The sequence below is a fragment of the Paenibacillus apiarius genome, assembly GCF_017052585.1.
Lineage (GTDB): Bacteria > Bacillota > Bacilli > Paenibacillales > Paenibacillaceae > Paenibacillus_B > Paenibacillus_B apiarius.
Window position 1 is genome coordinate 655472 of sequence record NZ_JAFFHZ010000001.1, and the last position, 11819, is coordinate 667290.

Consider the following 11819-nt stretch of genomic DNA (forward strand, 5'->3'; position numbering starts at 1 on the left):
TCGCCTCCCTCTTGTATCCGGTACAACGTTCTATTCTATTGTTTGGCGAGTACCCCGCTGGAATAAGAATGGATGAAATCCGTTAATTGCTTCAATTTATCTAGCGATGCTTCCGGGAACAGCCCATGGCCGAGGTTGAAAATATAACCCGGCTCCTGCAAGCCCTCATCCATGATGTGGGCCGCTTCGCGTGTGATAACTTCCATCGGGCCTGTAAGCACATATGGATCCAGGTTGCCCTGCACCGCAAAGCGCCCGCCCAGACGCCGGCGCCCTTCCTGCATCGACACGCGCCAATCCAAGCCGATCACGTCAGCCTGCAGCTCTCGCAAGCAAGGCAGAAGCTCGCCTGAGCTTACGCCCGGGAAGTAAATTTTCGGCACATCCAAGTCAGACAGCTCCGCATAAATGCGTTCTATCGTCGGCAGCACAAAGCGCTTGAAATCACGCGGCGACAATGAACCTACCCAACTGTCAAACAGCTGGAACGCCTTGCTTCCATGCTTCACCTGAGCGCGAATATAAGTGATGACCATATCGCCCAGCTTATCCATCAGGGCAAACCATATTTCGGGCGTGTCATACATCATTGTCTTCGTACGGATATACGACTTGGACGGACGCCCTTCGATCAGATAGCTCGCGATGGTGAATGGAGCTCCCGCGAACGTGATAAGCGGAACCTTCAGCTCCGCATCCAAGATGCGAATCGTCTCCAAAATATGTCCCAGATCGCCTTCCGGATCAACCGGCTTCAGCCGTTCGACATCGGCAGCGCTTTGAATCGGATTGTGAATGACAGGTCCGACTTGGGCCACGATATCAAAATCAATGCCGATGGAAGCAACCGGATTCATAATATCGGAATACAAAATCGCCGCATCGACGCCGAGCTTGTTCACGGGCATCATGGTGACTTCCGCAGCCAGTTCGGGCTGGCGGCATATTTCAAGCAAACTGTATTTCTCTTTGATTTTGCGATAATCAGGATCATAACGTCCCGCTTGTCTCATGTACCATACAGGCAGCCGATCCACTTGTTCTCCTCGGCATGCACGCAAGAAACGATCATTATAATTCATCAATAACCCCCACTTTGACGGCATTGTGCAATTTGTTACAACCCACCGTTTCCATTATGCCCCTTTTCTCGTCAAGCCACAACCGGACCTTCCTGCGAAGCTATGACAATCTGTTGACAAAAATCACCCAGATGTGAACAACTTCTGACATTTTATCACACAATTTCTTAAAATGCCGATAACACCCCGGTTACAAGTAACTTTTACCTTTATAGTGACGAGCTAACGCATTCACAATCAACTTCTTCGTCATCATTGGAAAAAGGGAGAGATGATGTTCATGGACCAGACGATGGATCGCCGTAAATTTCTCACGTATTTAGGCAGCGGAGCGGCTGCGCTTGCCGTCGCTTCTACCGGATTGGGCGTATTGGAGAACAAAGCCGAAGCACGTTCGGCAGATCACTTATTCGGGTTCAAGACGAACAAAGTATCCGGATATTTCACTCCAATCGAGCCATCGGATGCAGACGATCTCATTTTGCCGGCGGGATATAAATACGATGTCGTAGCCGCCTACGGCGATGTCATCAATAAAGCGGGAGAGACGTTTGGCTTTAATTGCGATTTTACGATGTATCTGCCGATGAACGGATCGAGTGAGCGCGGATTGCTCTGGGTCAATCATGAATACTCCAGCGATGTGTTCGTGCATGGTGCGAGGCAGGGCGATAAATATACGGCCGAACAAATTCGAACCATGCTGTATGTGCAGGGAGGCTCCATTATAGAAGTGTACCGCGGTCAAGATGGTGTATGGAAAATGGACGCGGGCTCAAAGTATGCGCGCCGCGTGACCGGCTTGACTCCGTTCCATTTGACCGGTCCCGCCCGGGGCTCCAAGGCTGTCGGCGGGAAGACGGAGGTGCAGGGCACCTTTGCGAATTGCTCCGGCGGCATGACGCTATGGAACACCGTGCTGTCCTGCGAGGAAAATTTCGAGACGACATCGGAAGATGCCGGGCTCAATCCGACGCATTACGGCTGGGTCATCGAGGTCGATCCGTTCGATAGCGGCTTTCAAGTGCGCAAGCATACCGCCCTGGGACGGTTCCATCATGAGAATTCCGCCATGGGCCTTGCCAAGGACGGGCGCGTGGTCGTCTATATGGGCGACGATACAACAGACGCATGCGTATACAAGTTCATTTCCAAGGGCGCCTATTCTCCAAGCGCGGGACGAGCCAATAGCGAGCTGCTCACGGAAGGAACCTTGTATGCTGCCGATATGAAAAAAGGCCGCTGGATCGCTCTGACGGTTGACGCAGTGCAACGGGCGCTCAAAGACGCCAAGTTCAAAGCGCCGTCCGCCGTCAAGCTGTCGCAGGCAGATTTGCTGAAGAAATATGCCGCGCAAGCGGATGTGCTGGTGAATGCCGCGGAGGTCGCCGTTCTGCTCGGGGCTACGCCAACGGACCGTCCGGAAGATCTCGAAATCAGCCCGTTCGACAGCTCCATTTTTATTGCGCACACGAACAATGACAAGCATGGCAACATTCACGGACATATCACCCGTTTCTTCGAGAAGGACAATGACCTGGGCGCCACGGAATTTGACTTTGAAATTTTTGCCGCCGGCGGACGCCAAAGCGGATTCAGCGCACCGGACAACTTAACCTTCGACAGCAACGGCAATCTGTGGACCGTGACGGATATCTCTTCGAGCAAGCTGAATACCGGCGTCTATTCTTCCTTCAAAAACAATGGGGTATTCGTAATCCCTACAACAGGGCCGAGCACCGGACATGCGCTGCAATTCGCTTCCGCGCCGGTGGAAGCCGAAATGACCGGACCCTGGTTTACGCCGGATGAACGCACGCTGTTCATGGCGGTACAGCATCCAGGCGAAGAAACGTCTGACCTGAAGCAGCCGACCAGCATGTGGCCGCACCGCAAAGGCGATACCATGCCGCGCCCATCCGTCGTCGCCATCACCGGCTTCACATGGTAAGGGGGCGAGCATATGGGGATCGGTAATATTGGCGTCGGCGGCATCGTTCTTATCGTCATCCTTGCCCTGCTGCTCTTCGGGCCGTCCAAGCTTCCGGAGCTTGGGCGCGCGTTCGGAAGAACGCTGAGCGAATTCAAAAGCGCGACGAGAACTCTTATCTCGCCGCTAGAAGATGACGGTGAAGAGGAGCAAACCTATAAGAAGAAAGCTTCTGGAGAACCGCCAGCGGTTTCCGGTTCCAAAAAATAGAGTTGCTGCCGATATAAGCTGCCCGTTCGATGCGCACAACGCGCATGGAGGGCAGCTTCTTTGTTGCTTGCAGTCATAAAAAAAACAAGATTTGCGCACCATATTCAGGTAATAAAAGGGATTATGAAGAGATATGGAATGCGATACCGCACATGCATCCGTGTATGTCATATGGCACAATCGATATAGAAAAAGTATGATATAATGAATACCAGTTGCTGGCACATCGGACGGACCGTGACCTGAGAAAGTGGTGAATAGAGAAATGCAGCAATGGAAAGTCAATCTAATCATCCTATGGTTCGGGTCATTTCTAGCCATGGCAGGCATGACCATGGTAACGCCATTTTTAGCGCTGTATCTCCAGCACGACATCGGCATGAGCAACCAGCATGAAATCGCCGTCTGGTCGGGCCTTATTTTTGCGGCAAATTTCTTGACCTCATTCATATTTCAGCCAATATGGGGCAAATTCGCGGATAAGTACGGCCGCAAAATCATGATTTTGCGTTCCGGCTTCGGAATGGCGGCGGTAACGGCATTGATGGGATTGGCGCAGACGCCTATGCATCTGCTGCTTCTGCGCATGTTGAACGGAACGATTTCAGGCTTCAACCCCGCTGCCGTCGCGCTCGTGTCGTCAACGACGCCCAAGGAACGCATGGGCTTCGCGATGGGTATCCTTCAATCCGGTGTCGTCGCCGGCACGATTCTGGGACCGCTTATAGGCGGGGTTCTTGCGGATATGGTGGGCTATCGGCCAATCTTCTATATTACCGGTACGCTGCTCTTCCTAGCGACCATGCTCACAATGATTATGGTTAAGGAGCCGTTCGACCGCGAGAAAGCGGCCGAGACGCCGCAAATGTCCGTCATGGCGGGCTTTAAGCAGCTGGCAGGCATTCCGCAGCTGCTTGCTTTGTTTGCGGTCACCTTTTTACTGCAATTCGCGATGATGAGCCCTGCATCTCTGCTGCCGCTCTATGTGCAGGAGCTGCACGGTTCACAGCAGAACTTGGCGCTCCTCGCCGGCTTTGTCAGCGCGGTCGCGGGTATGTCGAACATGATATGCTCGCCGATATTGGGCCGGCTGAGCGATCGAATCGGCTCCCACCGCATCTTGACAGTATGCTTAATCGGGGCTGCCTGCACACTCATTCCGCAAGCCTTCGTGAGTAAAGTATGGCAGCTTGTCGCCATAAGATTCCTGTTGGGTATGTTTATGGGCGGTCTCCTGCCTTCCGTCAATGCGCTCATTCGGAAATATACGCCTGACGGAATGGAGAGCCGTGCCTATAGTTTTAACAGCAGCACGCTCGCTCTAGGAAATATGATCGGTCCCGTTATGGGCGGAGCGGTATCTGGCTTCATCGGCATCCAAGGCATTTTCATTATGTCCGGAGTATTTCTGCTTATCAATACAGCTTGGGCCCGCTTTTCTCTCTATGGCCGGAACCGTGCGGCGCACCGTCCGTGACGCCACTATCGTACGATTGCAATCAACTAAGATAAGGTCACACGTCGCACGTTTCAATCAACCTCTTAAGGGTTTCTCAACAGCCAGAGATGCCAAGGGATAACCTTGGCATCTTTGCTATGCCATCAGCTTGACAGATGCGCGTTCGACGAATTGAAAGGGAAGCTTATGCTTCTCTGTCTCTTCGGCCGGATTTATAATTTTACGATAACAGACCTGAAACATCAGACTTCCAGCCTCTTCGTTGCGGTGTCCAAGAGCTGTCAGTTCCAGCGCATCGGCCAGCGGCAAGTTCTCGCAGCTGATGATGGAGAGATCGTCCGGCACCCTTATCCCCAGCCTCCGCCCTTCAAGCATCATGCCTGCCGCGATTTCGTCCCCGGATACGAGCATGGCCGTAGGACGTTCCTTCAACCCGGCTAAGCTTCTTATCACTTCGGCACCCTTCGAAATGTCATAGCATTGATAGAACATCCACTCCTGACGCGGATGCTCGCCAATCCGCTCCAGCGCATCTCTGAAGGCGCGCTTGCGGATGCCGCTGTTGAAGCTGTGCTCCCGTGCCAGCGTAAGGCCGATATGCCGGTGGCCCCGCTTGATGAAATAATCGAGCGCATGCATATAGCTGTTATAATGGTCGAACGACACCGAGGAAATCGCCTGTTCCCCTGTATCTTCAAAGGCAACAATCGGCCCATATGCCGCGTATTCCTCCACGACATGCCAAGGCACTGCTTTGGATACGATAATTAAGCCGTCAATCTGCTTCATCTTAAGCATGTCCATGGCGCGCAGCTCTTCTTGCTCCCGGTAGTCGGATTGAAAAAAAATGAGGTTGTATTGATGCTTCAATGCCTCGTCGGCAAGCCCTTTCATAAAACTCGAAAAGAAGGGCTGATTCATATACGGCAATAAAATACCGATCATTTGCGTTCGCCCTCTGACCAAATGGACAGCGTTAACGTTCTGGCTGTAATTCAGCCTGCGAACGACTTCCAGCACGGCTTCTCTCTTCTCCCGGCTGACATAGGGATGATTGTTCAACACGCGCGACACCGTAGTGACGGATACGCCGGAGAGCTCCGCGATTTGCTTTATGTTTGCCATGCGCTTATTCCCCCTGTCCAGATTGCTACTTGTATTATAGATGATTACGATAACATTTACGAAATTTGCATTTACGCAAATTCAGCTTGACCTGAAATGCATTTCATCATTTATGTTGAGATTGCAGCCGCCTGAAGTCGGCGTAACCGGATGTTGCAGGGCGTTACGGCTCGGTGGCTCACTTCCCCAAACCAACAGCATGAAGCAGGAGGCTAAGTTATGACGCAAAATATCGTTTTCTTTGATATAGACGGCACGCTCTTGGACAAGAACCACCAAATTGCCCCATCGACGAAGCGCGCCATCCTACAATTGCAGGATGCCGGTGTCTATACCGCCATTGCGACCGGCCGAGCGCCGTCCGCCTTCGCATGGATTCGCGAACAACTCGGCATCCGCACCTATGTATCGATTAACGGCCAATACGTCGTCTTCGAAGATGAGGTCATATACGACCAACCGATGGACCCCAATGAGCTTAAGGCCTTCGCTTCCATGGCCGCCGCGCTTGACCATCCAATTGTATACGTTCATGCGGACGGTATGTCCGCCTCTATGGAGCATCAGCTCATTCACGACGGCTTGCGAACCTGCAATCTGGAGCATCCGCCCGTCAATGAATCGGGCGATGAGGAAACTGCGGTATATCAAGGCATTCTATTCTGCGATGACAAGGCGACGATACCGTATGCCGAGCGTTTTCGGAATATGCAATTCTACCGCTGGCACTCCTTGGCGACGGACTTCCTGCAGAAGGGCGGCTCGAAAGCGGTCGGCATTCGCAAGCTGCTGGAACGGACAGGTATTAGCCAGGAGCACTGCTATGCATTCGGAGACGGCGTGAACGATGTCGAGATGCTGCAGTTCGCTGGAACGGGAATAGCTATGGGCAATGCTTCGCGCGAGGTCAAGCGGCACGCCGATCTCGTCACGGCTTCTCATGCCGAGGACGGCATATCCAAAGGGCTTCGGACTGTGGGCCTGCTGTAATGCGAACAAGCCTCCGGCCCAGACGGGCGGAGGCTTGTTGTCATTCTTTCTTGCGGCAGAGGTACTAAATTGGCAGGATATTCAGAACGTTTAGGAAAACGATGACGATGATGACCGGAATGACGTACCGCAAGAGCAGCACATACAAAGCCAAGCCTTTGCGCCAGCCTGCCGTCTCCGCTGCAAATTCGGCGTGCAACCGCTCTTTTGGGAGGCGGTATCCGACAAACAAAGCGATAAGCAGCACGCCGATCGGCATCAGAACATTCGTCACGGCAAAATCGGCCGCATCAAACAGCGACAGTCCCATAATGCGAACGTCCGACCATACGCCGAAGGACAAAGCCGACGGAATGCCCGCCATAAAGATGAGAGCCCCAAACAGCCAGCTTAACCGTTTGCGCTTTTGCTCCTCCCCGCCGGAAAATCCAGACACGAGAATTTCCAGCATCGAAAAGGCCGAGGTCAGAGCCGCAAACAAGAACAGAGCCAAAAACAGCGTGATGAAGATACTTCCGTACGGCATCTGCTCAAATAGGGCGGGCAATGTGCTGAACAGCAGTCCCGGTCCTTCCTGCGGCTTCATGCCAAGCGCGAATAATGCCGGGAAGATAGCCAAGCCGGCCATGAACGAGGTCAAGACGTTCAATCCGACAACGGAGAAAGAAGACTTCACCAACGACTCTTTTTTATTTAAATAGGAACTGTACGTGACCATGACGGATACCCCGACGCTAAGGCAGAAAAAAGATTGTCCCAGGGCGTACAGAACCGCTTTTCCCGTCAGTTTTCCAAAGTCGGGCTGCAAAAAATACAACAGGCCTTCGGTCATGCCAGGCAGCGTCAACGAACGTGCGATCAGAACGAGAAACAAAATGAACAAGCCTGGCATCAAAATACGGCTGGCACGCTCAATGCCGCCTTTAATGCCTTGTCCGACCACGATAATCGTAATGAGCATGAAGGCGAACTGCGCCGTCACGGATGACCAGGGATTGGATACGGTCTGGCCAAACAACGTATCGTAATTTTGTCCTGCCTGCAGCAGCCCGCCTGCTATTCCGCGCGCCAAATACAGCAGTATCCAGCCTCCTACCACGCTGTAATAAGATAATAGCAAGAAGCATGTCCCCATACCGAGATATCCGGTCCAATGCCACTTGGAGCCCGGAGCGATATCCCGATAGGCGGAAATCGCTTCTTTACCGGTGCTGCGCCCGATAACGAACTCCGCAAGCAGCAGTGGCAACCCGATGCCTAATGTAAATAGCAAAAAAACGAGAAAGAAAGCGCCGCCCCCGCTCGTTGCCACCACGTTGGGAAATTTCCAAATTGCCCCCAATCCGATGGCCGACCCGGCTGACGCCAATATAAAACCTATTTTTGAAGTCCACTGATCTCGCGATTTCATTAGTTCCCCCTGTTGTCACTCTCTTAGAAGATAGTTGCGCTCTAGAAATGTGTGTTCCAATATGTGTTCAAAAAGGTCACAAAACCTCTCTAAATGGGCAGCCAGTTCATCCCGTGCAAAAAGACTAGCACAACAATGACAGGAAGGACAAAGCGCAGCATGAAGACATACAAGGCAAGTCCCTTCCGCGCCCAGGCCGACTCGCCCGACCACTCTGCCTGCAGCCGCTCCCGCGGAAATCGAAAGCCGACAAAGACAGAGATGAGCAGCACGCCCAGCGGCAGCATCACATTGGTCACCGCAAAATCCGCCCACGCGAATACGTTTCTGCCAAGCCATACGAAGTCGCTGCCGACCCCGAAGGAAAGCGCCGACGGAATGCCGAGCATGAAAATAAGCGTTCCGAACAGCCAGCACATCTTGATGCGGCGGGCTGCATCGCCGTGGGCGAACGCCGCGACGACTATCTCCAGCAGAGAGAAGGCCGAGGTCAATGTGGCGAACAGGAACAAAGCTAAAAACACCGTAATGAACAAACTCCCGTACGGCAGCTGCTCGAACACGGCAGGCAGCGTTACGAACAACAATCCCGGTCCTTCTACCGGCTTCATGCCAAGCGCGAACAGCGCCGGAAAAATGGCAATGCCCGCCATGAATGAAGTCATCACGTTCAAGCCGACAACGGACAGCGCCGGCTTGCCAAGCGGTTCGTGCTTCTGCAAATAGGAGCTGTACGTCACCATGCAGGATCCGCCTACGCTTAAGCAGAAAAAGGACTGTCCGAGGGCATACAGCAGCGCCTCGGAGGACAATCGGCCGAAATCCGGCTTCAAAAAGTAGACGAGCCCTTCACTCATTCCCGGCAGCGTTAGCGCCCGGATAATAAGCACGACAAAGAGCAAGAACAGCCCTGGCATCAGAATCCGGCTTGCCTTCTCAATGCCCTGCTTGACCCCTCTTGCCACAACTACAATCGTCAGCAGCATAAATGCGCCTTGAGAAAGCACGGCCTCCCACGGACTGGCCGACGTCTGGTCAAAGAAGGCGCCATAGTCGCGTCCAGCCGTCAGCAACGAGCCGGTAACGGCGCGCATGAAATACAGGACGATCCAGCCCCCTACGACGCTGTAGAAGGAAAGCAATATCGAGCAGGTCGCCATTCCTAAATATCCGACCCAATGCCAGCGGCTATTCGGCGCCAGATCGCGGTAGGCAGACACCGCTTCTTGCCCGGTGCTGCGTCCGATTAAGAATTCCGCGAGCAGGAGCGGCAATCCGATCCCGAACGTAAATAAAATGAAGACAAGAAAAAAGGCGCCCCCGCCGCTTGTCGCCACGACATTCGGAAATTTCCATATCGCTCCGAGTCCGATGGCTGAACCGGCTGACGCCAAAATAAATCCAAGCTTGGAAGTCCATTGTTCTCCCGATTTCATAATGGTCCGTACCCTCCGATATATAAGTCGCTGTCACATATTATAACACAAGAGAGCAACGACCTTTCCACACGCAAATCATTACACTTATGCCCATTAGCGCACGATGGCTAACGCCAGTCCGTCATAAGCCGGCAGCATCGTGCTCATCAGACGCTCGTCTTGCGCGATCATTTCATTAAAGCGGCGCATCGCCAGTACAGAAGGCCCCCGCTTCTCGCTATCCAGAGTGCGTCCCCTCAGCATGAGATTGTCACCGGCAATAATGGCTCCAGGCCGAGCCAGCTTAATGGCATATTCCAAGTAGTTCGGATAATTTCCTTTATCGGCATCGATAAAAAAGAAATCAAAGCGTGCGCCTTCCTGTTCCAAAGCCGCCAATGAATCAAGCGCTTCCCCGATCCTATACTCCACTTGTTCGCCGAAGCCCGCCTCCGTTAAGTGCCGCTTCGCTAAATCGGCATAGTCCTGACGCAATTCAAGCGACACGAGCCTGCCATCAGCGGGCAGCCCCCTTAGCAGGCAGCAGCCGCTGTATCCGCCCAGCGCGCCGATTTCCAATGCATCCCTTGCATGCGACATGCGGACAAGCATCGTCAGCAAGCGCCCATATCCTGCCGGAACGGATATTTCGGGCATTCCATTGGCGCGAATTTGCCCTTTAATATGCTCCAACGTATCATCCTTCGTGTATAACTGATCTAAATACGTTTCCACCGCTTCATTAGACATTTTCCCAACCTCCTGCTTTTTATGATATGATGAATGCCAGATCAGTACAAGTCACATAAAGTAGAACGGAGTGAAGAACACCGATGAATCGACCTTGGTCGTTAATCGCTACCGCCCCGATGGGACTGGAAGCCATAGTGGTGCGGGAATTGCACCAGCTAGGCTATGAAGATGCGCGTGCAGAGAACGGACGCGTGCATTTCACGGGAGGGCCGCTCGATATATGCAGGACCAACCTGTGGCTGCGCACGGCGGACCGCGTCCTTATCAATATGGGAGAATTCCCGGCGCGAACATTTGAAGAACTGTTTGAAGGAACGAAGGCGATCCCGTGGCATGAGTGGATTCCCGCACATGGAGAATTCCCGGTCGACGGCCGCTCTCATAAATCCCAGCTTTCCAGCGTTCCCGCTTGCCAAGGGATCGTGAAGAAGGCGATTGTCGAACAATTGAAGCAGCATTATCATATCGACTGGTTCGAAGAAACCGGACCGCTATACCGAATCGAGATTTCTTTATTGAATGACCGGGCGCTCCTTACCTTGGATACGACCGGACCGGGACTGCACAAGCGCGGCTACCGGAAGCTTACCGCCAAGGCTCCGCTCAAAGAAACGATGGCAGCCGCGCTGGTGCTGTTAAGCCGCTGGAATCCGAATCGCCCGATGTACGACCCGTTCTGCGGATCGGGTACGCTGCTCATTGAAGCGGCAATGATAGGCTGGAACGTAGCTCCCGGGCTGCGTCGTTCCTTCCCTGCGGAGGCTTGGCCCGTCATCGAAGAAGCACACTGGGAAGCGGCGCGCGAGGAAGCATTCGATTCGGTAAAGGATGATATCGATCTGCAGCTGACGGGCTCCGATATCGATGCCGAAGCAATTCGTCTCGCTGAAGCGGCTGCCAAGAGCGCAGGCTTCTCCAGGGAGATCAGCTTCCATGTTGCTCCAGTCGCCAAAGCGAAGCCGGAGGGCGATTACGGCGTTGTCATTACGAACCCTCCTTACGGGGAACGGTTGAATGAAAAAGATGAAGTGGAACGCATGGTGCGCCAGCTGGGCTTTATGGCGAAAAGCTTGCCGACATGGTCGTTCTTCACGATTAGTCCGAATCGGCAGTTCGAGCATTATTTCGGCAGACCGGCCGACAAGCGGCGCAAGCTCTTTAACGGAAATATCGAATGCCAGTTCTACCAATATTTCGGCCCGCTTCCTCCCCGGCCGCCTCGCGGATTGCACACGCCGGAGCAGAGCTAAGCTGAACCAAGCAGACATTCACGACGAGCTTCTCGTTATGGATGTCTCTTTATTTTTATATATTTTGTAAATCTGTTATGATGGGTAGTGTTTATTTTTCTTTGCGGATGTTATCAACCCGCACGAGAGAA

General features: G+C 53.1%; 10 protein-coding genes. 5 read left to right on the forward strand and 5 right to left on the reverse strand.

Going from position 1 to position 11819, the window contains the following annotated elements:
- Nucleotides 1-35: 35 nt before the first annotated feature.
- Nucleotides 36-1082: a uroporphyrinogen decarboxylase gene (gene hemE / locus JSQ80_RS03065; protein WP_206094302.1), complete on the reverse strand. Its 1047-nt coding sequence runs from the start codon at nt 1080-1082 to the stop codon at nt 36-38.
- A gap of 280 nt (nt 1083-1362) precedes the next feature.
- Here hemE and JSQ80_RS03070 point away from each other — a divergent pair, with 280 nt between their 5' ends.
- From JSQ80_RS03070 to JSQ80_RS03080, 3 genes are all read left to right on the forward strand, one after another.
- A complete protein-coding gene (locus JSQ80_RS03070; RefSeq protein ID WP_206094303.1) occupies nt 1363-3033 on the forward strand; it encodes a PhoX family protein in 1671 nt (556 codons plus the stop codon).
- 12 nt (nt 3034-3045) lie between these two features.
- A complete protein-coding gene (gene tatA, locus JSQ80_RS03075; protein ID WP_206094304.1) occupies nt 3046-3282 on the forward strand; it encodes a twin-arginine translocase TatA/TatE family subunit in 237 nt (78 codons plus the stop codon).
- 265 nt (nt 3283-3547) lie between these two features.
- Complete coding sequence (locus tag JSQ80_RS03080; protein WP_087435146.1) at nt 3548-4759, forward strand: MFS transporter; 1212 nt, start codon at nt 3548-3550, stop codon at nt 4757-4759.
- A 117-nt stretch (nt 4760-4876) separates the two neighbouring features.
- Here the strand turns inward: JSQ80_RS03080 and JSQ80_RS03085 are convergent, their stop codons facing one another.
- Nucleotides 4877-5866 carry a LacI family DNA-binding transcriptional regulator gene (locus JSQ80_RS03085; protein ID WP_206094305.1) on the reverse strand — a complete coding sequence of 330 codons (990 nt, stop codon included), beginning with the start codon at nt 5864-5866 and terminating at the stop codon, nt 4877-4879.
- 219 nt (nt 5867-6085) lie between these two features.
- Between JSQ80_RS03085 and JSQ80_RS03090 the strand changes: the two genes are divergently transcribed.
- A complete protein-coding gene (locus JSQ80_RS03090) occupies nt 6086-6856 on the forward strand; it encodes a Cof-type HAD-IIB family hydrolase (protein ID WP_206094306.1) in 771 nt (256 codons plus the stop codon).
- Nucleotides 6857-6920: 64 nt separating this feature from the next.
- Here JSQ80_RS03090 and JSQ80_RS03095 read toward each other — a convergent pair whose 3' ends face one another.
- The 3 genes from JSQ80_RS03095 to JSQ80_RS03105 all read right to left on the reverse strand — a co-directional run bounded on the left by JSQ80_RS03095 (nt 6921) and on the right by JSQ80_RS03105 (nt 10435).
- Nucleotides 6921-8267 (reverse strand): sodium-dependent transporter, encoded by a 1347-nt coding sequence (locus JSQ80_RS03095; RefSeq protein ID WP_206094307.1) that lies wholly within the window; start codon nt 8265-8267, stop codon nt 6921-6923.
- Nucleotides 8268-8356: 89 nt separating this feature from the next.
- Entirely contained in the window at nt 8357-9703 is a 1347-nt protein-coding gene (locus JSQ80_RS03100) for a sodium-dependent transporter (protein ID WP_206094308.1), read from the reverse strand.
- Nucleotides 9704-9799: 96 nt separating this feature from the next.
- Nucleotides 9800-10435, reverse strand: a complete 636-nt coding sequence (locus JSQ80_RS03105) for an O-methyltransferase (RefSeq protein ID WP_206094309.1) — start codon at nt 10433-10435, stop codon at nt 9800-9802.
- A gap of 83 nt (nt 10436-10518) precedes the next feature.
- Between JSQ80_RS03105 and JSQ80_RS03110 the strand changes: the two genes are divergently transcribed.
- Entirely contained in the window at nt 10519-11688 is a 1170-nt protein-coding gene (locus JSQ80_RS03110) for a THUMP domain-containing class I SAM-dependent RNA methyltransferase (RefSeq protein WP_206094310.1), read from the forward strand.
- Nucleotides 11689-11819: the final 131 nt, after the last annotated feature.